The sequence below is a fragment of the Oscillatoria sp. FACHB-1407 genome, assembly GCF_014697545.1.
Lineage (GTDB): Bacteria > Cyanobacteriota > Cyanobacteriia > Elainellales > Elainellaceae > FACHB-1407.
The window spans coordinates 278,533-303,942 of record NZ_JACJSA010000008.1 but is presented as its reverse complement, the minus strand read 5'-3'; the positions used below and the strand labels follow the sequence as shown (position 1 = coordinate 303,942).

Annotated in this window: 23 protein-coding genes; 16 read left to right on the top strand and 7 right to left on the bottom strand. The window is 50.1% G+C overall.

Going from position 1 to position 25,410, the window contains the following annotated elements; translation table 11 throughout:
- Window positions 1-66: 66 nt before the first annotated feature.
- Window positions 67-642: a hypothetical protein gene (locus H6G89_RS15915; protein WP_190508028.1), complete on the top strand. Its 576-nt coding sequence runs from the start codon at window positions 67-69 to the stop codon at window positions 640-642.
- A 184-nt stretch (window positions 643-826) separates the two neighbouring features.
- Here the strand turns inward: H6G89_RS15915 and H6G89_RS15910 are convergent, their stop codons facing one another.
- A complete protein-coding gene (locus H6G89_RS15910) occupies window positions 827-2,032 on the bottom strand; it encodes a tetratricopeptide repeat protein (RefSeq protein WP_242059959.1) in 1,206 nt (401 codons plus the stop codon).
- A gap of 202 nt (window positions 2,033-2,234) precedes the next feature.
- Here H6G89_RS15910 and H6G89_RS15905 point away from each other — a divergent pair, with 202 nt between their 5' ends.
- Window positions 2,235-2,402: a hypothetical protein gene (locus H6G89_RS15905; protein ID WP_190508026.1), complete on the top strand. Its 168-nt coding sequence runs from the start codon at window positions 2,235-2,237 to the stop codon at window positions 2,400-2,402.
- Window positions 2,403-2,552: 150 nt separating this feature from the next.
- Here H6G89_RS15905 and H6G89_RS15900 read toward each other — a convergent pair whose 3' ends face one another.
- Together H6G89_RS15900 and H6G89_RS15895 are read right to left on the bottom strand one after the other, a co-directional pair.
- Complete coding sequence (locus tag H6G89_RS15900; RefSeq protein WP_190508024.1) at window positions 2,553-6,107, bottom strand: leucine-rich repeat domain-containing protein; 3,555 nt, start codon at window positions 6,105-6,107, stop codon at window positions 2,553-2,555.
- Window positions 6,108-6,764: 657 nt separating this feature from the next.
- The gene (locus tag H6G89_RS15895; RefSeq protein WP_190508022.1) at window positions 6,765-7,091 is read right to left on the bottom strand and encodes a hypothetical protein; all 327 of its coding nucleotides are present in this window, start codon (window positions 7,089-7,091) and stop codon (window positions 6,765-6,767) included.
- A 160-nt stretch (window positions 7,092-7,251) separates the two neighbouring features.
- Between H6G89_RS15895 and hisB the strand changes: the two genes are divergently transcribed.
- The gene (gene hisB, locus H6G89_RS15890) at window positions 7,252-7,902 is read left to right on the top strand and encodes an imidazoleglycerol-phosphate dehydratase HisB (protein ID WP_190508020.1); all 651 of its coding nucleotides are present in this window, start codon (window positions 7,252-7,254) and stop codon (window positions 7,900-7,902) included.
- A 35-nt stretch (window positions 7,903-7,937) separates the two neighbouring features.
- On the opposite strand, the gene H6G89_RS15885 is transcribed toward hisB, so the two are convergent.
- Window positions 7,938-8,264, bottom strand: coding sequence for a hypothetical protein (locus H6G89_RS15885; RefSeq protein ID WP_190508018.1), 327 nt, complete (start codon window positions 8,262-8,264; stop codon window positions 7,938-7,940).
- A gap of 135 nt (window positions 8,265-8,399) precedes the next feature.
- On the opposite strand from H6G89_RS15885, the gene ureE reads away from it, so the two are divergent.
- Both ureE and H6G89_RS15875 read left to right on the top strand, forming a co-directional pair.
- Complete coding sequence (gene ureE / locus H6G89_RS15880; protein WP_190508017.1) at window positions 8,400-8,924, top strand: urease accessory protein UreE; 525 nt, start codon at window positions 8,400-8,402, stop codon at window positions 8,922-8,924.
- Window positions 8,899-9,609 (top strand): urease accessory protein UreF, encoded by a 711-nt coding sequence (locus tag H6G89_RS15875; RefSeq protein WP_190508015.1) that lies wholly within the window; start codon window positions 8,899-8,901, stop codon window positions 9,607-9,609. The genes ureE and H6G89_RS15875 overlap by 26 nt, the downstream gene beginning before the upstream one ends.
- Before the next feature lie 79 nt (window positions 9,610-9,688).
- On the opposite strand, the gene H6G89_RS15870 is transcribed toward H6G89_RS15875, so the two are convergent.
- Complete coding sequence (locus tag H6G89_RS15870) at window positions 9,689-9,874, bottom strand: hypothetical protein (protein ID WP_190508013.1); 186 nt, start codon at window positions 9,872-9,874, stop codon at window positions 9,689-9,691.
- Between the two features lie 226 nt (window positions 9,875-10,100).
- Between H6G89_RS15870 and ureG the strand changes: the two genes are divergently transcribed.
- The 6 genes from ureG (at window position 10,101) to urtE (ending at window position 16,624) form a co-directional block, all read left to right on the top strand.
- A complete protein-coding gene (ureG, locus tag H6G89_RS15865) occupies window positions 10,101-10,730 on the top strand; it encodes an urease accessory protein UreG (protein ID WP_190508010.1) in 630 nt (209 codons plus the stop codon).
- A gap of 209 nt (window positions 10,731-10,939) precedes the next feature.
- The gene (gene urtA / locus H6G89_RS15860; protein ID WP_190508009.1) at window positions 10,940-12,274 is read left to right on the top strand and encodes an urea ABC transporter substrate-binding protein; all 1,335 of its coding nucleotides are present in this window, start codon (window positions 10,940-10,942) and stop codon (window positions 12,272-12,274) included.
- 92 nt (window positions 12,275-12,366) lie between these two features.
- A complete protein-coding gene (gene urtB / locus H6G89_RS15855) occupies window positions 12,367-13,527 on the top strand; it encodes an urea ABC transporter permease subunit UrtB (RefSeq protein WP_190508007.1) in 1,161 nt (386 codons plus the stop codon).
- A gap of 96 nt (window positions 13,528-13,623) precedes the next feature.
- Window positions 13,624-14,796 carry an urea ABC transporter permease subunit UrtC gene (urtC, locus tag H6G89_RS15850; protein WP_190508005.1) on the top strand — a complete coding sequence of 391 codons (1,173 nt, stop codon included), beginning with the start codon at window positions 13,624-13,626 and terminating at the stop codon, window positions 14,794-14,796.
- On the top strand, window positions 14,771-15,583 hold the full coding sequence (gene urtD / locus H6G89_RS15845) for an urea ABC transporter ATP-binding protein UrtD (RefSeq protein WP_190508002.1): 813 nt from the start codon (window positions 14,771-14,773) through the stop codon (window positions 15,581-15,583). The genes urtC and urtD overlap by 26 nt, the downstream gene beginning before the upstream one ends.
- 339 nt (window positions 15,584-15,922) lie before the next feature.
- Complete coding sequence (urtE, locus tag H6G89_RS15840) at window positions 15,923-16,624, top strand: urea ABC transporter ATP-binding subunit UrtE (RefSeq protein ID WP_190508070.1); 702 nt, start codon at window positions 15,923-15,925, stop codon at window positions 16,622-16,624.
- 335 nt (window positions 16,625-16,959) lie between these two features.
- On the opposite strand, the gene H6G89_RS15835 is transcribed toward urtE, so the two are convergent.
- The gene (locus tag H6G89_RS15835; RefSeq protein WP_190508000.1) at window positions 16,960-17,640 is read right to left on the bottom strand and encodes a cysteine hydrolase family protein; all 681 of its coding nucleotides are present in this window, start codon (window positions 17,638-17,640) and stop codon (window positions 16,960-16,962) included.
- A gap of 414 nt (window positions 17,641-18,054) precedes the next feature.
- Between H6G89_RS15835 and H6G89_RS15830 the strand changes: the two genes are divergently transcribed.
- From H6G89_RS15830 to H6G89_RS15810, 5 genes are all read left to right on the top strand, one after another.
- Window positions 18,055-18,675, top strand: a complete 621-nt coding sequence (locus H6G89_RS15830) for a cytochrome b (RefSeq protein ID WP_190507998.1) — start codon at window positions 18,055-18,057, stop codon at window positions 18,673-18,675.
- 18 nt (window positions 18,676-18,693) lie between these two features.
- Window positions 18,694-18,894 carry a hypothetical protein gene (locus tag H6G89_RS15825; RefSeq protein ID WP_190507996.1) on the top strand — a complete coding sequence of 67 codons (201 nt, stop codon included), beginning with the start codon at window positions 18,694-18,696 and terminating at the stop codon, window positions 18,892-18,894.
- A complete protein-coding gene (locus H6G89_RS15820; protein WP_190507994.1) occupies window positions 18,891-20,450 on the top strand; it encodes a sensor histidine kinase in 1,560 nt (519 codons plus the stop codon). The genes H6G89_RS15825 and H6G89_RS15820 overlap by 4 nt, the downstream gene beginning before the upstream one ends.
- Window positions 20,356-21,021: a response regulator transcription factor gene (locus H6G89_RS15815; protein ID WP_190507992.1), complete on the top strand. Its 666-nt coding sequence runs from the start codon at window positions 20,356-20,358 to the stop codon at window positions 21,019-21,021. The genes H6G89_RS15820 and H6G89_RS15815 overlap by 95 nt, the downstream gene beginning before the upstream one ends.
- A gap of 208 nt (window positions 21,022-21,229) precedes the next feature.
- Window positions 21,230-22,240, top strand: a complete 1,011-nt coding sequence (locus H6G89_RS15810) for a formylglycine-generating enzyme family protein (RefSeq protein WP_190507991.1) — start codon at window positions 21,230-21,232, stop codon at window positions 22,238-22,240.
- Window positions 22,241-22,441: 201 nt separating this feature from the next.
- On the opposite strand, the gene H6G89_RS36130 is transcribed toward H6G89_RS15810, so the two are convergent.
- Window positions 22,442-25,009: a 5'-nucleotidase C-terminal domain-containing protein gene (locus H6G89_RS36130; protein WP_199336738.1), complete on the bottom strand. Its 2,568-nt coding sequence runs from the start codon at window positions 25,007-25,009 to the stop codon at window positions 22,442-22,444.
- Window positions 25,010-25,410: the final 401 nt, after the last annotated feature.

The following is a 25,410-nucleotide window of genomic DNA, read 5'->3' as shown; positions in this document are numbered from 1 at the left end:
CAGGTCAAATGAACCGATAGATCTGTGTCAACTCATAGGTTTTGGCTTGTCTGGAGGAGGTTTGGCATGGGGCTGAGAGGCTTAGGCTTGGCGGTGATGTCGGTTAGTTCGCTGGGGCTAGTGGGAGCGATCGCCCTGATTTGGCATCTGGACAATTGGGGCATTACCCCCGAACGTGCTGCTCGACGTGACGGATACTGCGAAGATGCGCCTCAGATTAAAGCACAACGCCAAACCGAGAAAACCTTTGTTGTCGTGTGTCAGGGAATGGCAGAGCCATTTGACGGGGGACATGTGATCGTGTCCCAAATGCCGTGGGGAGTCTGGTGGGCATCTCCAACCGGATCAAGCTTTTCCTTTAAAGACGCTATCTCAACTACAAATCCCTACTTGATTGACTACTTCCACAATGGAGTCACTCACAGTGTACACACCACACTCATGGCATTAGGGCGAGTTCACTCCTCAGAGGTGGTTGCCCTGGAAGCCACGTTGAGTAACGGTAGGGTGCTCAGAAGTGATGTGAGAGATGGATTGTTTGTCCTGGATGCACCGATTCAAGCGATCGGGGTCAGGGTGATTGAGCTAAGGGCGATCGGTAGGGACAATCGGGTACTTCAGCGGGTGGAGGTGGATGGGTAGAAGGGTAGAGGGGTGACAAGGTGATAAGTATATTCAGGATTATGTGTAAAGACAGGCTTTGCCTCGTTCTGTTGGCAGCAAGGGTGACAGACACATTTTAATTGACATACCTAGGGCGGATGGGTGAATCGTAAAGCCACTACTGTAAAGACGCGATTAATCGCGTCTCTCCTCTACTCCCCACTCAAATCTCAAATCCCATCTGCCGTAACCCCGATCGCAACCGTTGTGCTTCCTGGACGTTGCGTTGCTCGTGCAGCACGATCGCCCGTTGAAACGCTGCCATGCTCTCTTCGACTCTGCCCAGTTTGAGTAAGACGACTCCCAAATTTTGCAGAGCTTCGGCATAGATGGGGTTGAGTTGCAGGGCTTTTTGGTAGTGGGCGATCGCGTCTTCCAGTTGTCCCATCGCTTTGAGGGTCATGCCCAGGTTGTAGTGGGCGATCGCCAGGTTGGGGTCGGCTTCCAGTGCCGCTTCGTAGGCAGCTTTTGCCCCTGGAAAGTTGCCTTGAGCCTGTCGCAGGGTGCCCAGATTGTTGTAGGCTCCTAACTTCAGAGCTTCCAAAATCGGTTGTTCGGTGGCAGTTTGATAGTGGCGTTCTGCCCGTTCCACATCCTTGAGGCGACTGTAGGCGATGCCCAGGTGATAGTGCAATTCAAACAAGACAGGGGCATCAATTGGGGTTTTGCGCTGTTGGGCTAAGCCGCGTTCCAATAGCTCAATCCCATAATCGACTTTGCCCATCTCCACATACAACGCACCCAACTTGCTGCACACATAGGGATCACCCGGATGCTTCACCAGGAATCGCTCCATTGTCATGCGAGCTTGCTGAAACTTGTCTCGACTGGCGATCGCCCCCGGTTCATAGCCGTAATGCAAAATCGCCACTTCGGGTAAATCGACAATCTGCCAGTGAGGTTCCTGTTTCAGCAGTTGGGCAACGCTATCGTCGATCATGGCGTGATAGGGACGCCGAAACTCGATCGCAGGATGATGACGAAACAACCGTGACACGAGAGAATAGGGTGATTGAGTCGCTCCAATCTCTTGCCGCAACAGGTTAATCACTAAACAATTCTCTTGCTGCATTGCCAGTTGCATCACTGGCACAATTTCCGCTGTGAGGACTTCATCCGCGTCCAGCACCAGCACCCAATCGCCCGTGACATACTTGAGCGATTCATTGCGGGCTTCTGAGAAGTCGTTTGTCCAGGCAAAGTGGTGGACGGTAGCACCGAGAGATTGAGCGATCGCCACGGTTCCATCGCTAGAGCCTGTGTCCAATACCACTAGCTCATCAGCCATATGGCGAACGCTGTTTAAGCAGCGGGGCAAATTGGTTGCCTCGTTCTTGACAATCATGCAAAAACTCAGTTTTACCGCCATCCGCTTTCCCAAACTCGCTGTTTTGCATCATAGCGGATTGGTCAATGGTTGATGGTTGATGGTCAATAGTCAATGGTTGATGGTCAATAGTCAATGGTTGATGCTATGAACAATTGACAATTGACAATTGACGCTACTTTGTAGCCAACTTTTGATGCTATGAACGATTGACGATTGACAATGCTCTTTCTGTCGCTGGCGAATGAATTCGCGCCTACTCGATCAAAGTCCGCCTGCGCGGACTGGCTCTATCCAGTTTTCTGGAACCCGCGAAGGCGGGTTTTGTTCAGATAGCTGCGGTTTTAACCGCCAAGCACAAAAGATCTGTCTCTCGTTCCCAGCTTCTAGCTGGGGATGCCTTCCAATGTAGCCTTTGCGACTAAAGTCGCGGCTACAGGAACGAAACCTGCCTTCGCAGGTTACAGAAAGCCTTGGATTTTCCTGAGTCCGCGACGGCGGACTTTGTTCTGATAGCCGCGAATTGATTCGCCGGGTGCTGAGAATGGCTCAAGCAATACACCTAGCCCTTATAGTTTTGACGCCATTCTGCGAGAATCTTGACCAGTTGTTCGCCAAATTGATGTTTGAGATCATTAATATCCGCATAGTGTTGATAAAAATGCCCCAAGTCAGAGAGTTTTTGTTTGAAGTTGATCAGAGTCATAATTTCGGGTGTGATGTTGCGCGTGTTGATAGGCGCGTCTTTGAAATAGGTATAAATGAAGGGGCGATCGCTACCCTTAAACGTTTCCAATGCAACTAAAAATTCCTCTTTGGTGTATTTTCCGACTTTGGTGTAGAAGAGGCTAACGAAGATGTCACAATCTGCGATCGCCTTGTTGTATTCGTCTTGCAAACGAGTTTGAGACATCGCATCCAGAAAATCTTCCCAGAGCACCAGTTCCAAAAAGATGCCGTCTTTGATGTATTCCTTGTTCTTGCGGTTGATGAAAATCTCAAACTGTACTCTGTCTTCTTTCAATTCTGACGAGGAAGCCAGGAAGATTTTGATGGTTTGCGGTTTGGCTGTCGGTGGAGTGTCTTGTGGCAAAGGAGGTGGTGTTGGTTCGTCGCCTTTTTTGTCAGGCAGCGTTTCGAGAATCTTCTGGACTTCAAAGCCGTCCAGCAGTAGTTTGAGGGAAACGTCTTCTTCGCTGATTTCACATTCGATCGTGGATTTCTTCCCGGTTTCCTGCCGTCTTTTTAGAACGGTGTAGTTAAAGAAGTGGGGTTGGTTGCCGTCTTTACATTCATCACACTGACAGGGAATCATCTTGTCGTAGAGCAGTCGATGGTATGACTGACTGATGGTGTCCAGTTCATCCACAATCACGGCTCGAAACTCGGCAATACTGGGACCATAGAAGCGTAAGGAAATGCGCCGCAGGTTCAGGTCTTCTTTGACTTCTGCCCAGGTGTTGCCCCGTCGGATCACCATGCCATTGCGCCAAACCCAATTGTGGTTGTGGATGTAGCGATACATCGTGACGGCAAACTGCCAGAAGATGCCCTTGGGCATGAAGGCATCATAGCGAAGCTGCATATGACTGTTTTGCGTCTCGTCCCACGGATAGGTGGGCGTGTTGGAGGGCAGCAGTTGGGGTGCGACCAGGTCGCCCGTGTCACCAATCTCATAGACCAGACGAAAGTTTTTCATTAGCTCGATCAAGACATCGTGCATGTGGCGATACTGCGGGTCACTCCAGATCGCGGCGCAATCTTGACGGCTAAAGCGTCCGGCTTTGGCTTTGATGCTGTCGTTGTCGAAGATGCGGTAAACGGCATTAGTTGCCCAGGTCGGATTGAGGATAACTCTGTCACGCAGCAAGGGATTTTCGGCAAAGTGCAGCAGAATGCCCAGATCATGAAAATAGCCGAGCAGGGTGTCAATGTCTTGACTAGCGGTGATGCTCTGAGCCTGACAGATTTCGTCAAACTGTTGGCGATAGATATAGTTGCGGTCGTCCTGTTCGATCGCCTGACGCACATCCACCCAGCGGGCGGGAACCGCTTCACCAATGTGGGGCAGGTTTTGGGCACAGTGTTCGATATGCCCAATCAGGCTGTGAATAGCTTTGAGGCGTTGCTGAGCTTTGGTTGGGTCGGGTTCTTCCTGGGTTTTGAAGTTGACGGAGACAATTTCTTTGATGCTGTCGGGATAGCGACTCAACAGATCGGCTCGGTTGAGACTGCGTTGCACATCGCCTTTTTCGTTGAGCACGATGATCAGAGGGCTATTGCTTGCAAACAGTTCGATGATGTTGAGCCAGTAGTTAAAGTCGGTGTCGTCTTTGCGGTTATCGGCAACCAGGACGTAGAGAGAACGCTTTGAGAGAAAGAAGCGATGGGTGTAATGGTAGATTTCTTGACCGCCAAAATCCCAGATATTCAGGTGAAAATCACGCGCCTCTGACCCCTCAGATTGATCTCGCTTGCGACAGGAAAAGGTATGGGTGCGAATGCTGATGCCGCGAGTGCGATCGTCTACATGGGGTAAAGCACAGTTTGGTTCAGGAATTTTATGTGCCAGGGTGGTTTTACCCGCTTCCCCTTCACCGACGATGAGCATCTTTGCTTCGTAGAGGTGATCTTGCCCCTGAGTGGCGAGTTGAGCATAGTAGCTGAGAATCGCCGCGTTGCCCTGACGAACGATTTCCAGGGGTGGTTCTTCAATAGGATTGTTATAGAGGTTAATGCAGTTGGAAGCGTATTTGTGATCTATTTCGATCGCCAGCCTACCGTCCGCTAACCATTGAGGTATTTCTTTGATGTTATTGTTCGTTAAACGCAGCAATGTCAGCCCTGTTAGTTCGCCTAAAGATGAACAATCGGTTATGTTATTGGAACTCAAATCCAGCGATGTCAGCCCTGTTAACTCACCTAAAGATGAAAAATCGCTGATGTTATTGGAACTTAAATAAAGCAATCTCAGCCCTGTTAGCTCACCTAAAGATGAACAATCGGTTATGTTATTGGAACTCAAATCCAGCGATGTCAGCCCTGTTAACTCACCTAAAGATGAACAATCGCTGATGTTATTGGAACTTAAATAAAGTGATGTTAGCCCTGTTAACTCACCTAAAGATGAACAATCGCTGATGTTATTGTTCCTTAAATTCAGCAATGTCAGCCCTGTTAACTCACGTAAAAATGAACAATCGCTGATGTTATTACTCATTAAATCCAGCGATGTCAGCCCTGTTAACTCACCTAAAGATGAACAATCGCTGATGTTATTGGAACTTAAATAAAGTGATGTCAGCCCTGTTAGCTCAAGTAAAAATGAAAAATCGCTGATGTTATTGGAACTTAAATCCAGCGATGTCAGCCCTGTTAGCTCAAGTAAAAATGAACAATCGCTGATGTTATTGGAACTTAAATAAAGTGATGTCAGCCCTGTTAGCTCACGTAAAAATGAACAATCGCTGATGTTATTGAAACTTAAATAAAGTGATGTCAGCCCTGTTAGCTTGCGTAAAAATGAACAATCGCTGATGTTATTGGAACTTAAATTCAGCAATGTCAGCCCTGTTAACTCGCCTAGAGATGAACAATCGCTGATGTTATTGTTCCTTAAATTCAGCAATGTCAGCCCTGTTAGCTTGCGTAAAAATGAACAATCGCTGATGTTATTGAAACTTAAATTCAGCAATGTCAGCCCTGTTAGCTTGCGTAAAAATGAACAATCGCTGATGTTATTGGAACTTAAATCGAGCGTGGTGAGCCGTGTGAGGTTGCGTAAAAAGTTAAAGCTGGCTAAATTGACCCGACTTAAATAAAGATGTTTTAAATGCCTGAATTGATGAATGGGAAAGTCTAGTAAAATGTGGCTGGTGACGGGTGCTAAAAACAGCCCACTGACCGTGCCATCTTCCGCAAGAGAATAAGAGACTCTGTTAATCCGATCGCCCCAATTCTGCGCGTAGCTTGCCTGGTTAATCCGATCGTCCCAATTCTGCGCGTAGCTTGCCTGGTTATGCCGTTCAAACCGATCTTCAGAGATTTCTTCCAGAGGACGACCCAAACGATCGCCCAGTTCGTGAATCAGTCCAAGTTCAGACATGGAGTCAGGCATAAGATTGAAAGGGGTGGCAGGGAGGTATTGCCGGGGTACAGGCTTTTTTCTGTGGCTGCACTATTAATCGATGAGTATAACCCAACCCAAAAATGCTGGGTTTGATCCTCCCTAGCCCTCCTTAAAAAGGAGGGAACCGGAGCCAAGTCCCCCTTTTCAAGGGGGATTTAGGGGGATTGTGCAGAAGGTTGGCATCTCAACCGAGATCTGCGTACACGGTAGCTTTCAAATAAGGAGGAAACCGGAGCGCAAGTCCCCCAATTTTGGGGGGTTGGGGGGCAAAGTGACAGGGTTACTGAGTTGCATGGCGATCGCATCCCATACTTCCGCGATCGCATTCGATAACCTGGCGATCGCACCCAGTCACACTGCAACCAAATCGAGTAACGCTTGAACTGAATCGAGTAACGTTACAACTCAATCGAGTAACGCTTGAACGTTATTGAGTCACACTTGAACTGAATTGAGTAACGCTGAAACGTTTCTTATAGTTGAGACAAGGTTATCGAGTCACACTTGAACTGAATCAAGTAACGCTCAAACGTTATTGAGTCACACTTGAACTGAATCGAGTAACGCTGAAGCATTGCTTAATGATGAATAGCCGCTTACGTTCAAACCGACTGAAAAGCCGGGGATGTACCTATCCTCATGCAGTCATGCCGTATTTGTCTGCGATCGCACCTCCACCGACGTCCTGATCTGAAGGACAATTTTCATCAATGAAAACTCCTGTAAGGGCGTTTCGCGAAACGCTCCTACGCTGGCATCGGTTTCCTGTTTTGCCTTAGCTTCTTTGCCCCCTAAATCCCCCAATTCTGGGGAACTGTGAGTGGCAGGAGGCGGATCGAAATCCCCCAATTTTTGGGGGTTGGGGGGCAAATACAGGATTTTGCAGGTTGATACAGGAGATGTATGTACACGGTTAGCTTTGAAAAAGAAGGGAACCGGAGCCAAGTCCAGGGATTTGAGGGGATCGTGCACAAGGTTGGCATCTCAACCGAGATTTGTGTACACAGTAGCTAGAAAAGGGGATACCGCAGGCAGGAGGATCGTGTAATGCTCCAGCAACCTGACTGGGATGTGTCTACACAGTTAGCCCTTAAGCGATAATAAGTGGACATTCCTGTTTACTTTCGATGCCATGCAAACTCGCTCGACCGATCTCAACTCCAGCCTTGCCTCCCCTGCTAACTCAGCGTTTCTGACTCGCACCGCATCGGTGAGCCGCACCACAAAGGAAACCGATGTGCAGGTCAGCCTCAATCTCGACGGTGAGGGACGCTGCACTGCCGCGACGGGAGTTCCCTTTTTAGATCACATGCTGGATCAGATCGCCTCGCACGGACTGATTGATCTAGATGTGCAGGCAAAGGGCGACTTGCACATTGACGACCACCACACCAACGAAGATGTGGGCATCACCTTGGGGCAAGCGTTGGCAAAAGCATTGGGCGATCGCAAAGGGATTACCCGCTTTGGTCACTTTGTTGCCCCTTTAGACGAAGCCTTAGTGCAAGTCGTGCTCGACTTCTCGGGACGACCCCACCTCAGCTATGGCTTAGAAATCCCGACACAACGAGTCGGCACGTATGATACGCAACTGGTGCGCGAGTTTTTTGTGGCGATCGTCAACCACGCTCAAATGACACTCCACATTCGCCAGATGGATGGCATCAACTCCCACCACATTATTGAGGCGACGTTTAAAGCCTTTGCCCGTGCCCTACGCATGGCAGTCGAGATTGATCCTCGACGTGCCCACACGATTCCCAGTTCTAAAGGAGTCCTGTAGGCTGTACTGCACAGCCAAGACCGGGTTAAAGGTACTCACGCTTCTGCGGATGGCGTTAGCTGACTGTTGTGTCTAAATTTGCTGATGCAGGGGGATTGATAAAACGGGTTCGGCAATTGCACACTCACCCACTCATGCTGTTGCATCACAAACACTGTCCAGAGGGCTAAATGGGAATTGCAGTAGTCTACCCAGGGCAGTATGGTGTAAGTCTGGTAATCAATCCCTGACTCTGCCAGCAAGCGATGAATGTGAGAATCGTAAGCCATGGTGTCGTAGGAGTCAGCCAAGAGATAGCTCAACTGTTGAGAAAGGCGAGCTTGCAACTGTGTAAACCGTTTCTGAAAGGCGTTTGTTTTCATTGTTGAGACTCTCTAGCCAGCGATATCACAATTTACAGAAGCTCCTGAGACAGTTCAGTCCGCCCCGATTGAACTCTCGGTGAACCGTGATAAAAAAGCCATAAATTCTTAATTGCTTCAGTTCGTCATTGCACCATGTTGACCTACACACAGCGCATTCCCCAGGACTCAAATGTGACGATTCATCGGACGTTGGCTCTGACCGCTGACGAACGGGTGCGATCGCGCCATTACTTTGAAAGCGATGGTCAAGCTGTGTACCTACAGCTTCCTAGGGGTAGCATATTGCACCATGGGGATTTATTGCAATCCTCAGAGAATAGTTCTGTTCTTCAAGTGATTGCCAAACCAGAGCCAGTCCTAACGGTGACAGCTACAACTCCCCTGTTGCTGCTCAAAGCGGCTTATCATCTGGGCAATCGTCATGTTGCTCTGGAAGTGACGCGAACTTACCTGCGGTTATCCCCTGATCCAGTATTACGCTCCATGTTGGAGCAGATGGGATTACAAATTATTGAGGAAGTTGCTCCCTTTCAACCCGAAGCCGGAGCCTATGGACATCGCCAATCCTCCAGTTCCACAGCCCACACCCACGAAGCACACACCCACACTCACTCCCACGGAGAACACGCTCATGGATACCCTTCCCATGACCACTGAGGACGTTACTCGTGACCCCTATGCCTTATTGCGGTTGTTGCAATTGGTCAGTCCCGCTTTGCCTGTGGGGGCTTACACATACTCCGAGGGACTGGAAACGCTGGTACAGGCAGGTCAGATGACGGATGCAGCAGGCTTACAGAGTTGGTTAGAGCAGGAGTTGCGGTATGGGGCAATTCGGGTGGAAGGGGCGATCGCTCTAAGAGCCTACCACTGCACCCAACAAGAAGATTTGACGGGTCTGAGCAACTGGAATCACTGGCTATCTGCTTTTCGAGAAACTGAAGAATTGCGTCAACAAAGTTGGCAAATGGGGCGATCGCTGACTCGATTGTTGTTAGATCTCGATCCTCAACTGCGTGATCCCATTCAGGCGTGCGGTGATCCCTGCCACTTTGCGATCGCCTTTGCCATTGCCGCTGCCCGCTGGAACATTGACCCGCACTCGGCTCTATTGGGCTATTTGCAAAGTTGGGCAACCAATCTGGTCAATGCTGGAGTGAAGTTGATCCCCTTAGGGCAAACCGCCGGACAGCAAATCGGGTTAGCCTTACATCCTCGATTAGTCGCCGCAGTTGACGACATTCTGCTCATGCCCGACAATGCGCTAGATTGCTGTAGCTGGGGTGTGGCGATCGCCAGCATGACCCACGAGACGCTCTACTCTCGCCTATTTCGGAGTTGAGATCAAGGAGTTGAGATCAAAGAGGTATCCAGTTTTATCTTGCCTCTTCTTTCTTCTCTCTTCTTTTTTCTCTCTTCCCCTACGGCATCATCCACACAACAGATGTTTCTAGCTCGATGATCTCGTCTTCCATCAACTCATGCGAGCCATCCGTTGCAGTGCCAAATAAAACGACAGGATCGTTGTTATTAAAGTTGTCAAAAAATGTTTCTACCGCAGATATTTCTGTCTCTTCAACAGAATATAAGTAAGCTAGCGTTTCCATAGCACCATGACCTTTTAAAACAATGCACAGCAGTCTGTAACTGTAGTAAAGTTCAAGCTTGAATCTTTAGGATGGCGTAAGCGACCAGTCTCTACATCGTCAACGCGAATGATCCTAAAACCTACCCATTTACCGACATAGTTCATACTTACGAGCCGTTAGATAGAGATCCAGATAAAAAACTGATCATTTTTTGCGAAAAATCAAAATTTATGTTGAGGTGTATATGCACACATTTCGAGTTGGAATTGCAGGTCCAGTCGGGTCAGGAAAAACGGCTTTAGTGGATCGGCTCTGCAAAGCGATGCGTGATGAATTCAACATTGCAGTGGTCACAAACGACATTTATACCCAAGAGGATGCTCAGTTTTTGGTTCGTAGCGAAGCCCTAGAGCGCGATCGCATCGTCGGGGTTGAGACGGGAGGATGCCCTCATACGGCAATTCGAGAAGATGCCTCGATTAACCTGGTGGCGATCGAACAACTGGAACAGCGGTTTCAACCTCTCGATCTGGTGTTTGTCGAGAGTGGGGGGGACAATCTGGCGTCTACCTTCAGCCCAGAGTTAGTCGATCTGACGATTTACGTGATTGATGTCGCCGCCGGAGACAAAATTCCTCGTAAAGGTGGACCGGGGATCACCAAGTCAGACTTGCTGGTAATTAACAAAATTGATTTGGCACCCTATGTTGGAGCAGATTTGGCTGTGATGGAACGCGATGCCCGCAAAATGCGAGGTGATAAGCCCTTTGTCTTCACCAACTTAAAAATTCACGAAGGATTGCCGACAATTATCGATTTCATTCGATTACATATGGGCAAAGTCACCCAACTGGTAGAACCGATCTCATTCTAAAGATGGTTTACAAAAACTTAAGACTTTGCCGTTTGTATAACTGGATACAATTGGTGACCTGACACAGCCCTAATATCACTGCGTAAGCAATCGACACGGATGTTGCACAGGCTCAAAAGCTGAATGCTCTTGCAGGGAGTGTATCTTCTGCTATCCGGTCAGTTTACGCATCCCTATTTATTTCGTCTTCCCTCGTTGAGGAGCATTTCATGACAAGGCTATTTGGTCGCCGCAAATTTTTGTTGTATGGTTCCGCCGCGTTAGGAACCAGTATTTTATTAAAAGCTTGTGCCAGCGCACCCACTGATACGGCTGAATCTCCTGCGGCTGAGTCTCCCGCAGCTGAGTCTCCCGCTGCGGCTGGTGGTGAAACCATCAAAGTTGGTATTTTGCACTCCCTCAGCGGCACAATGGCCATCTCTGAGAAGAGTGTGGTTGACTCTACAAAGCTTGCGATTAAGCAGATCAATGATGCAGGTGGAATTTTAGGTAAGCAGATCGAGGCGATCGAAGAAGACGGTGCCTCTGACTGGCCTACCTTTGCTGAAAAAGCCACCAAGCTGATCGACGAAGATCAGGTGGTTGTGGTGTTTGGTTGCTGGACATCGGCTAGCCGCAAAGCTGTGCTGCCTGTCTTTGAATCCAAAAATCACATGCTCTACTACCCTGTGCAGTATGAGGGTCAAGAGTGTTCCAAAAACATTTTCTACACTGGAGCCGCTCCCAACCAGCAGATCGAACCCTCTGTGGACTGGTTGTTGGAAAACAAAGGCACAGACTTCTACCTGGTTGGCTCTGACTACGTATTCCCCCGTACCGCAAACACCATCATCAAGGCGCAATTGGAAGCGAAGGGTGGCACCACGGTTGGTGAAGACTACCTGCCTCTGGGCAACACCGAAGTTGCACCCATCATCGCGAAGATTCGCTCGGCTCTGCCTAATGGTGGCGTGATCTACAACACCCTGAACGGGGACAGCAACGTTGCCTTCTTCAAGCAGATGCAAGGTGCAGGTCTAACACCAGACAAGTATCCTGTGATGTCGGTGAGTATCGCGGAAGAAGAAGTTCAGGCGATCGGTAAGGAATACCTGTTGGGTCACTTTGCTGCCTGGAACTACTTCATGACGGTTGATACGCCTGAGAACACTGCCTACGTTGAAGCATTCAAGGCGGAGTACGGTGATACTCGTGTAACCAACGACCCCATGGAAGCGGCTTACATCTCCGTCAACATCTGGAAGCAAGCCGTTGAGAAAGCGGGCACCGAAGGAACTCCTTCTGACCTGGAAGCGGTTCGTGCCGCCGCATACGGTCAACAGTTCGCAGCACCGGAAGGTCCTGTGACGATGAACCCCAACCACCACATCTCCAAGACCGTGCGAATTGGGGAAGTCCGTGATGACGGTCTGTTTGAGATCGTCTTTGAAACCGACGGTCCCGTTGATCCAGTGCCATGGAACCAGTTTGTGGCTGAAACGAAGGGCTTTGCCTGTGACTGGACGAAGACCGACGTTGAAACTCCAGGTAAGTACCAGATCTAACGATTCGATCAGCTAGAAGTCGGAGTTCTTTAAGAACTCCGACTTCTGTATCGCGTGACGCTACAACAACGCAGCATCAAGGGAGAGAAAGTTTGTTACCCAGTATTTTAGATGGTGTCTTTAGCGGACTCAGCATCGGCTCGATTTTGCTGCTAGCTGCCCTTGGCTTGGCGATCGTGTTTGGACTGATGGGTGTGATCAACATGGCTCACGGTGAGTTGATGATGCTGGGAGCCTACACCACATTCGTCGTGCAAAACGCCTTTAAGCAAATCGGTGGTCCCCTCTTTGAGATTTATATTCTTTTTGCCTTAGTAGCCGCCTTTATTGTGGCGGCTCTGGTGGGTCTGGCGTTAGAGCGGGGTGTAATTCGCTATCTCTATGGGCGACCGCTCGAAACCCTGCTAGCCACCTGGGGCGTGAGCCTGATCTTGCAACAGTTTGTCCGCAGTGTGAACTGGGTACTGGTAATTGGCTTGGTGCTGTTTTGTGTGCTGTTTTTTGGTGGGCAATGGCTGTTGCGACGACAGTCGAACGTGCAGCAATTGAAACAATGGGCGATCGCCCTCTTGTTGTCCCTGTCGATCGCGATCTCGCTGGCAGTCGGCACCTTTTTATCTCAGACGTATAAGTTAGCGGTAACAGAACCCTGGTTTGGCGCACAAAACAAAGACGTGACGGCTCCGGCATGGCTCAGAGGTGGCTTTGAGATTGCGGGGGGATATCAGCTTCCCTATGTCCGTATGTTTATTTTGGTGCTGACGGTGATCTGTGTTGTGGGCGTTTATTTCTTCCTGCAAAAGTCGCCCTGGGGCTTACGCATTCGATCCGTTACTCAAAACCGCAACATGAGTGCCTGTCTTGGCATCTCAACCCGCAAAGTCGATGCGATCACCTTTGCGATCGGTTCTGGTTTGGCGGGAGTTGCCGGATGTGCAGTGAGTTTGTTGGGGTCAGTGGGTCCCAATACGGGACAAAACTACATCGTCAATACCTTCATGGTCGTTGTCGTTGGCGGTGTGGGCAACTTGTTTGGCAGTATTTTAGGCGCGATGGCGATCGGCATCAGTGAATATGTGATTGGTACGGGGATGCTGGCATTCCTGACTAAGTTCCAGCCATTGGTTGATTTCTTCACCTTTTTCGCAACGACCAGCATGGCAAAAGTAATGGTCTTTGCATTAATCGTGATCTTCTTGCAATACCGTCCGGGTGGTCTGTTTCCGCAGAAGGGACGAACGGTAGATGCGTAACAGGGAGGAACGAAAAAGGAAGAGAGAAAGAATTAAGGATGAGGAATAGAGGCTGAAGGTTAAACGCTGAAGGATGAGGGATAGAGGGTAAAAGCAATGACAACACAAGCAGCCGTTGAACCATCGGTAGCCAAGGCAGGGAAACAGCGATCGCTCCTAATTGAGTCAGGTATTGTTCTGGCGATCGCACTGGCGTTGATCTTTATCGTTCCGGCGATTCTGTCGGACTTTCGTCTGGAGTTGCTGTGGCGGTTTCTGGCGTTGGCGATCGTGGCGTTGGGAATCGACCTGATCTGGGGTTACACCGGATTGCTGAGCCTGGGGCATGGGGTCTTCTTTGCGTTGGGGGGCTATGCTCTGGCGATGCACATGAAGCTTCAGATTCCAGCGAGTGCCAGCATTCAACTGCCAGAATTTATGACCCTCTACGGGGTGACTGAGTTGCCCTGGTTCTGGAAGCCTTTTTACTCCTTTAGCTTCTCCATGTTTGCGGTGGTTCTGATTCCTGCAATTCTGGCAGCGATTCTGGGCTACCTGGTGTTTCGCAACCGGATTCGGGGTGTTTATTTCTCCATCCTGACGCAGGCAACCACCATCATCTTTTTCAACTTTTTCAACGGGCAACAAAAGCTGATCAACGGCACCAACGGTTTGACCGACTTCAATACATTGCTGGGAGCTTCAGTCAAAGATGAGGGCACCCGCTTTGGATTTTATGTAGCAACCGTGATCTTCCTGGTGCTGGCTTACGCGCTCTGTCGTTGGTTGACCAGTGGACGGTTCGGACGCTTGCTCATTGCCATCCGAGATGATGAACCCCGTGTCCGTTTTTCGGGCTATGACCCCACGGGCTTTAAGGTGCTGGTGTTTGCGGTGTCGGGTGCCCTTGCCGGATTGGCTGGAGCGATGTTCACCCTGCAAACCGGGATCATCTCGCCTAAGTCGATGGATATCGCTTTCTCAATTGAGATGGTGATTTGGGTGGCGGTTGGCGGACGGGCAACCCTGGCAGGAGCGGTGTTGGGCGCGTTAGTGGTGAACTTTGCTAAGAGTTTGCTGAGTGAACAGTTTCCGGACATCTGGTTGTTCTTCCAGGGCGGTTTGTTCCTGTTGGTGGTGCTGGCGATGCCCACCGGAATTGTCGGAGTGTTGCGCGATCGCAGCGTGGAGTGGTTCCAGACCTTAACAGGTCGTCGTAGCGTTGCGACCTATCCCAGCTTAGAAAAAGACCCAGAGGTTCAGCATGAGCGGAAAAATCTTGGAAATTGAGAATTTAACCGTTGATTTTGACGGTTTCAAAGCTCTCAATCATCTCAATTTCAGCATGGATGTCGGTGAGTTGCGGGTGATCATTGGTCCAAACGGGGCAGGTAAAACGACCTTTTTGGATGTGATCACGGGTAAAGTCAAACCAACTGAGGGGCGGGTGCTGGTCAAAGGGCGTAATGTGCGATCGCTCAAGGAACACCAAATCGCACGGTTCGGCGTAGGTCGTAAGTTTCAAACTCCACGGGTTTATCTCAATTTGACTCCCCGTGAAAATCTAGAGCTAGCGTGTAATCGCAACAAGAATGTATTTTCGACGCTGTTTCAAGGAACTCCAGCACCGGAGAAACGGAATGTCGTGAGCTTACTGGAAACGATTGGCTTGACTCATAAAGCCGATATGAAAGCAAACTTGCTTTCTCACGGTGAGAAGCAATGGTTAGAAATTGGCATGTTGGTTGCCCAATCCCCCGATCTGCTGTTGGTGGATGAGCCTGTTGCCGGACTCACCGACGAAGAAACCGAACGCACAGGAGATCTGTTGCTGTCGCTCGCAGAAAGCCATTCCGTCATCGTGATCGAACACGATATGGAATTTGTCCGGCAAATTGCTCGTCAGGTCACAGTTTTACATGAAGGCTCTGTGCTCTTTGAAGGCACGATCGATGAGGTGCAGAGTGATCCTCGTGTGATTGAAGTCTATCTGGGACAAGAAGTTCACTCGGAAAAGCCGATCAGTCTCGACCAGGCAGTTCTAGAGGTTGCCAGTGGCTCTGATGTCATTGGGTAACGGTCAATTGTTAGTGGTTGATGGTCAATCGTCAATGGTTAATGGTTAATCGTCAATGGTTAATGGTTAATGGTCAATAGCCAATGGTTAATGGTCAATGGTTGATGGTCAATGGTCAATGGTTAATGGTCAATAGCTAATCGTTAGGGGTTGGTGGGTTCGGAATTTTCTTATCCTTCAGCCTTTATCCTTCAGCCTTTATCCTTCAGCCTTTATCCTTCAGCCTTTATCCTTCAGCCTTTCTCTTTCTCCTTCTTCTTTCTTTTTTCCCTCTTCCCTCTTCCCATGACTCAAGCCAATTCCTCCGTCCTTACTCCCGATACCGCTTCTGGCTCCCTGATGCTGCAAGTGTCCGGCTTAAATGTCTACTACGGTGAGAGCCACATTTTGCGCGATGTGGATTTGAGCGTGCCCAAAGGGCAGATGGTGTGCTTGATCGGGCGTAACGGGGTGGGCAAGACAACCCTGCTCAAAACCATCATGGGGTTGATCCAACCCCGGCGAGGCTCAATTGTGTTTGGCGATCGCCCTATTACTGGCATCTCCCCTGACCAACGCGCCCGCTTAGGGATTGGTTATGTGCCGCAGGGACGTGAAATCATTCCCCGTCTCACCGTTAAGGAAAATCTGATTCTGGGATTTGAGGCGCGTGCCGAAAAGGTGAAGGGACCCAAAAACATTCCCGATGAGATTTTTGAGCTATTCCCCGTTCTGAAGACAATGCTAGGTCGCATGGGCGGTGACCTCAGTGGTGGTCAGCAGCAACAATTGGCGATCGCCCGTGCGCTGATGGGTAATCCCAAACTGTTAGTGCTCGACGAACCCACCGAAGGTATTCAGCCCTCGATCATCCTCGACATTGAGGCAGCCGTTCGCCGCATCGTTGCAACCACAGGTATTTCAGTTCTTTTAGTAGAACAACACTTACATTTTGTGCGTCAAGCCGATCGCTACTACGCTATGCAAAAAGGTGGCATTGTGGCATCGGGTCCCACCAGTGAGTTGAGCAATGAAGTGATTCAGCGGTTCCTGGCGGTTTAGAGTTGAGCTACCAAATTCAGTCGATGCTACTTCGCCTGAATCAGCTTTCTGACAAATCTTTGACTGAATCCCTCTTCTGTTACTCTCTTCGTAAACAAATCTCATACAAACCTCGTTTCCAAGCTCCTGCTTGGAAATGGAGTGACGGAGGCTCTGCCTCCTAAAGCAACGGTTCCATGGGTGCATCTAGTGATTGGGGAATTGAACCTGGCGAATGAATTCGCGGCTATCTGGAGCCGAGCCCACCTGCGCAGACTACGGAAAATCAACGTTTGCCGAACCGACGCAGGTCGGTTTTGCTCTTGAAGTGTTTCTCAAACCCCGAATTGAGAGCTTCAAATCAACGCTTCAAGAAATTGCTCAGAAGTTGCCACCGCTCCAAAAATCCCGCCTTCCATCTTCACCATCTCGATCGCGGCCAGGTGTAGTTGATAATCGCTTTCGCCACAGCAGTCTTCGAGCAACAGCGTATCATAACCGCGATCGCTTGCCTCTCTCAGGGTTGAGTGAACACAGACAGCAGTGGTGACCCCACAAACAACCACATTGGCAACTCCTCGTTGTCGCAGCATGTGATCGAGATCGGTGGCATAAAATGCGCCATTCCCCGGTTTGTCAATTACAGGTTCTTGGGGTAGTGGTTTCAATTCTGGGATGATGTCCCATCCCTCTTCTCCTCGGACTAACACCCGTCCTAACGGACCCTCACTGCCGATCTCGGCTCCGGCTCGTTTGCTGCGCCAGTGTTTTGTTGTAGGCAGGTCGTACAAGTCAGGACGGTGTCCCTCACGGGTAAAAAAGATGTGAAAGCCCTTTTCGCGTACCACGGTTAACAGAGATTTGATGGGGGCGATCGCGGCACGAGTCAGGGAGACATCATAACCTTTTTTGTCTAAATAGCCACCCAATCCACAGAAATCGACCTGCATATCGATCACCAAAATGGCGGTATTCTCAGGGCGCAGGTCGCCATTGTAGGGATAGGGATAGGGATCAGCGTTGACAAACTTAGGCATGACAAAGGTTAAACAACACAAACGGAGTTTAGTCTACCGTGCCATTGCCTTGAGGAATTGTCTTAATTGCTAACATCTGGCAGTGATGTAGCAGCCCTAACTTGGTTGTGGGAATTGCTTTGTTAGCGGTCAAGGGTCAAGGGTCAAGGGTCAGTGATTAGTAGTCAGTAGTCAGTAGTCAGTGGTGGTTGATTTGGGATTGACGCTAATGACGATTAACGATTGACGATTGACCATTAACCCACAACTATCTGTCTTCACTACTTTTTACGCACCAGAAAGGATTGCTACACCAGAAACATAAAAAAGTTTTTATAAACCGTTTATTTGAGATTTATAGAACTCTCAGATATTGAATATCAGAGCGCAGACATGTGGATTTGGAGAGTTAATTTCTGTATTAGGAGGTATTTGATGAGTTCTCAATTAATTCCACCCAAACCGACGGTTCAGACCCCAAAGCAAGCAACAAAACCTCAAGCTCGTCTCAATTCAGCTTTTAAGCAATTGTGGTCGGTGCACTGGTGGATGGCAGCGTTTTATCTCGTGTTGTTTGTGGGTGGCTTTGCTATGGAGCAAATGTCAGAAGAAATCGCATTGCGGGAACACGCCTACACGCTGCACAAATCGATTGGGGCGTTAACGATGGCGTTGTTGACGTTGCGGATTTTTATTTTGCAGCGTGTCTGGTGGCGGAAGTATACTCGTCGTTTGCCCAAAATCAATGGGGAATGGATTCGCGCCTTTTTACTGCATACGGCAATTTATGTGTTTATGCTAGCCGTTCCATTGAGCGGATTCTTTTTATCGAATTCCTACCAAAGTGGAAACGTGCCGTTCTTTTGGCTGACATTGCCAGATATTTTTCCGCAAAATTCAGCCGTAGTCGGCTTAGCCCGCAATCTACATTTTTGGCTTGCGTATACGTTTTTAGCGTTTATCGTCATGCACATGATCGACCAACAAAAATATGTGCGATCGCTCTGGCGACGAGCAAACCAGGCTCTCAAAAAAATGTCTGTCAAGCAGTCGTAATGTAGGAGTCTATGCATTATGGCATCCCTCCCATTTCAGCCAACGATTGGGCAATATATGAGTTATCTGCATCAGCAGATGATTCAAACGGCTAATACATCCATAAAAACCACAGACTGTTCTAACCCATTAGAAACGGCTTCTGTGCAGTCTACGGAATCTCGATTTCTGGCATTCTTGGAAGTTTCCCTATCGCGCCAAAATGGGAGGGTGAAATGAGAGTAGTGACGACGGTTAAGCATTGGCGGCAATGGTTTAACAGCACCCGCCCCCGAATTTTTGTCTGGTATTTCTTGCTCACGGCTTTCTCAAGCGTGACATCGATCTTAGTGACCCATCACATTCTGTATGAGCGCATTCGAGATCAATCACGGGAGTATGTGTCTCGCCAGATTCGGGAGTTTCAGCAGATTGCCCGACAACAACGCATCGACACAACCGTTGCTCCAGAACAACAGGCGACTATTGTTTTGGATGCGTTTTTAGCTCAATATGAGCCTGTCGATGCAGATGACTATGCGATCGCCCTGTTAAATGGTCAAGTTTATCGTTACTCTAATCAGGTTCCAGCCAAGTTATTGGTAGAAGAGGCGGATTTGTTGCAAGAGTGGGGGCAACTGACAACTCCAAACCATGACATTGTGAATACCGCAGCAGGGGAATTGTTTTACTTTGCAGAACCTGTTGTGGTGAATGGGCAGACGCAAGGTGTGCTGGTCATTGTTCACTGTGCGGATAGTGAATATCAGGTGGTGAATGGAGCGGTGTTGCTGATTATCCCGGCTACGCTGGGGGTGATGGCAGTGGCGGCGGCGATCGCCTGGGCAACGGCAGGACGGGTGCTGGCTCCCCTCCGAGTATTGACCCAAACGGCTCAATCCATCACAGAGTCAGACATGACGCAGCGCATTGCGGTTGAGGGAACGGATGAAATTGCTCATCTAACGACGACTTTCAATGAAATGTTGGATCGGTTGCAGATCGCCTTTGAAAGTCAGCAAGAATTTCTCAAGGATGCGGGTCACGAGTTGCGAACACCCATCACCGTGATTCGCGGCTATTTGGAAACGCTGAAATACCGTCCAGAACGACAGGCAGAGACGATCGCGCTAGCCATCGACGAACTTGACCGCATGAATCGGTTGGTAAACGATTTGCTGTTACTGGCAAAAGCAGAACGTCCTGATTTTCTCGCCTTGCGGCTAGAAGAATTGGACTGGCTCACCGAAGAACTGTATTTGAAGGTTCGCTCGATGGCAGATCGCCAGTGGAAACTGGAATCGAAGGGCTTGAGTCCTATTCGGGTCGATCGCCAGCGCATCACTCAAGCTGTGATGAATCTGGTGCAGAATGCCATTCGCCATACCCAGGAAGGGGATGCGATCGCCCTGGGTTCCTCGGTGCGGGATGATCATGCCTACATCTGGGTGAGAGATACGGGCGAGGGCATTGCACTAGAGGATCAGGCAAGGATTTTTGAGCGGTTTGCCCGTGCCACGACCCGCCAGATCCAGGGAGATGTGGATGAAGCGTTGGGTGAGAATCATGGTCTGGGGCTTGCCATTGTAGAGGCGATCGCTCAGGCACATGGCGGATGGGTGGAACTTCTCAGTCGCCCCGGTCAGGGGTCTACCTTTACCATTGTGATACCGCTTGAGGCGAGTACAGACAGAGCAACCCATGAATCGGATTCTGATCATCGAAGACAATCCCCGCATCATCGACTTTTTGGAGTCCGGTCTACAGGCGCACGGCTTCACGACCATCGCCGTTAACACCGGACGTGAGGCACTGCAAGTCAGCTATGGTGGTGAGTTTGATCTGATAGTTCTTGATCTCGGCTTGCCTGATCAAGATGGCTTAGATGTGCTCAAAGCCCTGCGCGGGCAGGGACACACCATTCCGATCGTCGTTCTCACTGCACGAGATGGTGTCCAAAATACGGTTGCTGGACTGGAAGGCGGGGCAGATGATTACATCACCAAACCCTTTAGCTTTGAAGAACTGCTCGCCCGAATTCGAGTGCAACTCCGCAACCGTGTACCTCGCACGCAACCGGATACCGCCCTGCAAGTCGGCAACATTACGCTCGATTTGTTGACCCGTCAAGCGTGGGTAGACGATCGCTCCATCGAGTTGTCAGCACGAGAGTTCCTACTTTTAGAGTTTTTTCTGCGGCATCCAATGCAGGTGCTGACACGAGAACAAATCCTCGATCGCATTTGGGGATATGACTATGACCCCGGCACCAACATTGTCAATGTCTATGTCGGGCATTTGCGGAAAAAGTTAGGGGACGATCGCATCGAAACTGTGCGAGGGATGGGATATCGGTTACGAGTGTAGGTGTTTAGTTAGTGGTCAATGGTCAATAGTTAATGGTCAATAGTTAATGGTCAATAGTTAATGGTCAATAGTCAATGGTCAATAGTTAATGGTCAATGGTCAATAGTTAATGGTCAATAGTTAATGGTCAATGGTTAATGGTCAATGGTAGTGGCACATAGCAAGTGTTGGTTATAACCAAACTCTCAATTTGGCATCAGGACAAAACATGAGTATGCTCTCTCAATTGCGATCGCTTCCCACAAAGCGCAAGCGAATTCAATTCTTTGGAACAATACTGGCGACAGCACTCCTCATCATCAGTTGTGGAACGAACGTTTCAACGGTTGTTCCTTCCCCCGCAGCAGATCCAGGGGAGATGCAAAGCTCTCCCAGTGGGGCAGTTGCCGTCAGTCCCTCTGCATCTCCATCCTCGATGGTTCGCATCCCTGCTGGAACCTACACAATCGGGTCAGATGCAGCCGAAGATACTCAACCCGTTCATCAAGTGGCGATCGCCGCATTTCAAATCGATCGCTATGAGGTGACGAATGCTCAATATGCAGAGTTTCTCAATTCGTTGGAGATTCAACCCCTCCAGAATGCTGCTGCTGGAGAAATCCGCTCCAGTGATTTGCCAGAATCAGTAGCTCCTCTTTTTATCGAAGGGGCAGAGGGCAACCAGCAAAATCCGCTCATCGCTCTGGATGATGAACATACACGGATTGCCATTCAAAATGGGCAGTTTGTCGCTGAATCTGGTTACGCAGACCACCCCATTGCTGAAACGACCTGGCGTGGTGCAAAAGAGTTTTGTCAGTGGCGTGGGTCGAGGTTACCAACCGAGGTTGAGTGGGAAGCTGCCGCACGAGGGTTGCAGGGACGCACCTACCCCTGGGGCGATGAACCTCCAACTCGCGATCGTGCTGTGTATGGGCGCAATTCTGGAGCAACGGAGGCGATCGGGACTCACACCGCAGGCGCAACCCCGGAGGGCGTGCATGACCTGGCAGGCAATTTAGCCGAGTGGACGAGCACGTTGTATCGTCCCTATCCTTACAATCCTGATGATGGACGGGAACAACCCGATGCCGTTGGGGAACGGGTGACTCGTGGTGGTGATCATGTCTTTGATTCCTCCCCCAATGAGCTAACAACCTACTTTCGCACCGGATTTTCTCGTGAACCCGATCGCGGTCATCGGCACATTGGTTTTCGTTGTGCCCAGAGCTTAACCTAATCCCAAAATCGTAGGGGCGGTTCCCGAACCGCCCCTACCAGTCATCCTATGTCGCCGTTACGTGTTGAGTATACGAAGGGGTGTGGGGCTGCGCCCTAGCCAGAGGTTCCACCCCTGCACCCCGTCCTAACCAACCTCTTGGTTGCTATAGCGATCGTTAGTCAGGGCATGACATGTCGTGCCCCTGCAAGCCGTTGTGGGTTAGACGATCACTTCGCCTTCGGGGATGACACTGGTGAAGTCGCGACGGTTGATCGCAGAGCGATCGACTCCCCGTAGAACTGCCAATTCATCGCGTCCAAAGCTGATGACAGTATTGTTGCCAACTTCGCGAATGCGGATGCCGCGCAGAGTGACACCTTCACCCAGACCGAGGCGATCGATCGTATTGCGGAAATCAACAACTAACGTTCTGCCCACGCCCCGTTCCAGCACAAAGATGTCGTTGCCAGCCGCACCACGAGCTGTGTTGTTGCCAATACCGCCATTGACGACGTCGTTGCCAGTTCCGCCATCGAGAACGTCGTTGCCAGCACCACCTAACAACACGTCATCTCCTGCTAGACCCACCATGCGATCGTTGCCGCCTAAGCCGCTGATCGTGTCATCGGCACCCCGACCTCTAAAGCGGTTGGGTCGGTTGTTGCCCTGGAGCACCAAGCCAAACACGTTGTCTTCACGAGCGGATAGGTTTTGAATGCGGCGATCGCGATTAGGAGCCACATCCAGCCCTGAAAATGGGGTTGTTTGCTGGCGCAAGAACTCTGCCAGAGCGTCTTGCTCCGTTCCCGGTGCCGAGAAGTTGACCTGCCCAGTGCTGGTAAAAACAGCTGGATCAATTCTGCCGTTGCGGTTCAAATCCACGGTGGTTTCACCACGCAGATCTACCCGGTTTGCCAGCGTTGGGTTTTCGCGAATATAGCGGAAGAAGGGATAGCCATCTCCGCTAGCCGTCAATCCACCCGCTCCGGTTCCTAACAGGAAGTCCAGTGCGACAACACGGAAGGTGCGATTCGGATTGCCGACGATCTGCCCGTTCTGAGCTACGACATCAACAAAGTTGCCATTGGCATCGGTGACAGCGATCGATCGCACCCGTGTTCCAGGGGTAGTGACGGTGCCATCGGTGGCTAAGACCTGGGCTGTGCCATTGGGGTCAAAACTAAAGGAAATGCCGCTAATCTGTGGAAAAGCTCCCGGTGTTGCGCCGGGACGAACGCCAGAAACCCCATGCTCCAGCACTTCCTTGAGTTGGGTAGCCGTCAGCGTGATCAACGATAAGCCGTTGTTAAAGCGTAGGGAGTTTTCAATGTCGAGTTGAGACACGTCTCCTTCGCGTTTGTTCGGTGCCAGGGGATTAGGCTGAGTTGGCAGGCGATCGACATCATTGGGGTCCGTTGCACCAGGAGCCGCTGCAACAGTTCCAATGTTGTCTCGAATGCCACCGCCATTCTTCAGTGAGATAACTGTGGTGGGGTCAACCTGACGGACATAGAACAGGTTGGCATCCGCCGTTAAGTTGCCCAGGTTGGTTTCCTGCGTCCGCACATCGCTACGAGTGCCGTTGAGAAACACGGGTGCCCGACCTGTGATGTTGCTATCTTTGGCAGAGATAGCATTGCGGAGTGCATCAGTGATGGCAACTACGTTAGCATCAGCAACGGTTCTGGGGTTGACATCCGCTCCATAGACGCGATCGACCCCTGCTTCATCGGTTGCAAATGCCCCATTGAGTGTGTTGTTGAGGCTATTTGTGTCAATCAAACCTGCATCGGTAAAGGTTGCCACCAAACGCCCGACATAGCGATAGTTAGCATCGGTGTTGAGCACTAACACAGGCTCGTTGGATGCCGACGTTCTGAGAATGGGGTAATCTCCTTCGTCGGTGGTGCCAGGGCGCAACACGTCGTTGCTGTCGAGCAGGGGAGTGTGAGAACCACCAGCGATGATAATGTCAACGTTACGAAGACGACGTGCTAACTCATCCCGTTCGATGAACAACTGCTGCATGTGAGACAACAGGATGATCTTGTTGATGCCAGCAGCGGTTAAGGCATCAACCGATCGCTGAATCTCTGCGGCGAGAGCGTCGTAGTCTACGGGGTTAGCGGGCAACACACCGACGGATCCAGGGGATGAAATTTGGCGCAGGGTAGGAGTCGTCGCGCCGACAATGCCGATCCGCTCTTCGTCGCCTGTACCCGGCAAGCCGTCATTACCCGGCAGTGTAATGATAGTGCTCTTGGCAATCTTGCCGCGAATAGTGTTGGCTTCTGCCGTGTTCTGGTTCGTTGCCAGGTCACTTTGCGCCAGGTCACCCCGACCACTGTTAATTTCAGGAGCAAAGTCGAGGTTTGCACTCAGGTAAGGGAAAGCTGTACCAGGGTTGCCGCTACCGGGTCTGAGAATGTCACGAACCTGACGAATCCCTAAGTCAAATTCATGGTTTCCTAAGGCAGACGCTTGGATGCCAAAGGCGTTGAGAATGGCGATGTCTGCCCGTCCTAATACGGGCGCGGTTGAAGTTCCCAAACCTCCTACACCATTGAGGCTAGTGTCACTAGAGGCGTTGAAGAAGGGACCGGGCAGGTAGTTGTCACCCGAAGAAAGGGTGAGGGTGTTGGCACGCACAGTGGGCGAAGCGGCAAACTGCCCTGTGGAGGAATCCTGGAAATAGTTGAGGATGGCTGAGAAGCGGACCGCATCATCAATGGCAGGAATTCCCGCTTCAAAGTCAGATGCGTGTAAAAGTTGCAGGGTAAATGGCATAACGGCTAGCGATGAGTAATACTACGGGTTAGGCTTCATCTTGTTAACCTTTTCAAAATCCCACAGGGACGTTAAGTGCCTCTAATACTGGGTTTAAATTCGATTAAGGCTCTATTAAGAACGTATTCTTGACAAAAATGCAGAAAGTGGGAAAGGGGGAAGGGGAAAGGATAAAGGATGAAGGATGAAGGATAAAGGCTGAAGGATGAAGGATGAGGGGGAAAGGATGAAGGATAAAGGCTAAAGGATGAAGGATAAAAGATGAGGGGAAAAGGATAAAGGCTGAAGGATGAAGGCTAAAGGATGAGGGGGAAAGGATAAAGGCTGAAGGATGAAGGATAAAGGCTGAAGGATGAGGGGGAAAGGATAAAGGATGAGGGGGAAAGGATAAAGGCTGAAGG

Bases quoted from the DNA above. Each gene is read 5' to 3' on its own strand.
- H6G89_RS15915 (WP_190508028.1), top strand. From the start codon at position 67: ATGGGGCTGAGAGGCTTAGGCTTGGCGGTGATGTCGGTTAGTTCGCTG.
- H6G89_RS15910 (WP_242059959.1), bottom strand. From the start codon at position 2,032: ATGGCGGTAAAACTGAGTTTTTGCATGATTGTCAAGAACGAGGCAACC.
- H6G89_RS15905 (WP_190508026.1), top strand. From the start codon at position 2,235: ATGAATTCGCGCCTACTCGATCAAAGTCCGCCTGCGCGGACTGGCTCT.
- H6G89_RS15900 (WP_190508024.1), bottom strand. From the start codon at position 6,107: ATGCCTGACTCCATGTCTGAACTTGGACTGATTCACGAACTGGGCGAT.
- hisB (WP_190508020.1), top strand. From the start codon at position 7,252: ATGCAAACTCGCTCGACCGATCTCAACTCCAGCCTTGCCTCCCCTGCT.
- H6G89_RS15885 (WP_190508018.1), bottom strand. From the start codon at position 8,264: ATGAAAACAAACGCCTTTCAGAAACGGTTTACACAGTTGCAAGCTCGC.
- ureE (WP_190508017.1), top strand. From the start codon at position 8,400: ATGTTGACCTACACACAGCGCATTCCCCAGGACTCAAATGTGACGATT.
- H6G89_RS15875 (WP_190508015.1), top strand. From the start codon at position 8,899: ATGGATACCCTTCCCATGACCACTGAGGACGTTACTCGTGACCCCTAT.
- H6G89_RS15870 (WP_190508013.1), bottom strand. From the start codon at position 9,874: ATGGAAACGCTAGCTTACTTATATTCTGTTGAAGAGACAGAAATATCT.
- ureG (WP_190508010.1), top strand. From the start codon at position 10,101: ATGCACACATTTCGAGTTGGAATTGCAGGTCCAGTCGGGTCAGGAAAA.
- urtA (WP_190508009.1), top strand. From the start codon at position 10,940: ATGACAAGGCTATTTGGTCGCCGCAAATTTTTGTTGTATGGTTCCGCC.
- urtC (WP_190508005.1), top strand. From the start codon at position 13,624: ATGACAACACAAGCAGCCGTTGAACCATCGGTAGCCAAGGCAGGGAAA.
- urtD (WP_190508002.1), top strand. From the start codon at position 14,771: ATGAGCGGAAAAATCTTGGAAATTGAGAATTTAACCGTTGATTTTGAC.
- urtE (WP_190508070.1), top strand. From the start codon at position 15,923: ATGCTGCAAGTGTCCGGCTTAAATGTCTACTACGGTGAGAGCCACATT.
- H6G89_RS15835 (WP_190508000.1), bottom strand. From the start codon at position 17,640: ATGCCTAAGTTTGTCAACGCTGATCCCTATCCCTATCCCTACAATGGC.
- H6G89_RS15830 (WP_190507998.1), top strand. From the start codon at position 18,055: ATGAGTTCTCAATTAATTCCACCCAAACCGACGGTTCAGACCCCAAAG.
- H6G89_RS15825 (WP_190507996.1), top strand. From the start codon at position 18,694: ATGGCATCCCTCCCATTTCAGCCAACGATTGGGCAATATATGAGTTAT.
- H6G89_RS15820 (WP_190507994.1), top strand. From the start codon at position 18,891: ATGAGAGTAGTGACGACGGTTAAGCATTGGCGGCAATGGTTTAACAGC.
- H6G89_RS15815 (WP_190507992.1), top strand. From the start codon at position 20,356: ATGAATCGGATTCTGATCATCGAAGACAATCCCCGCATCATCGACTTT.
- H6G89_RS15810 (WP_190507991.1), top strand. From the start codon at position 21,230: ATGAGTATGCTCTCTCAATTGCGATCGCTTCCCACAAAGCGCAAGCGA.
- H6G89_RS36130 (WP_199336738.1), bottom strand. From the start codon at position 25,009: ATGCCATTTACCCTGCAACTTTTACACGCATCTGACTTTGAAGCGGGA.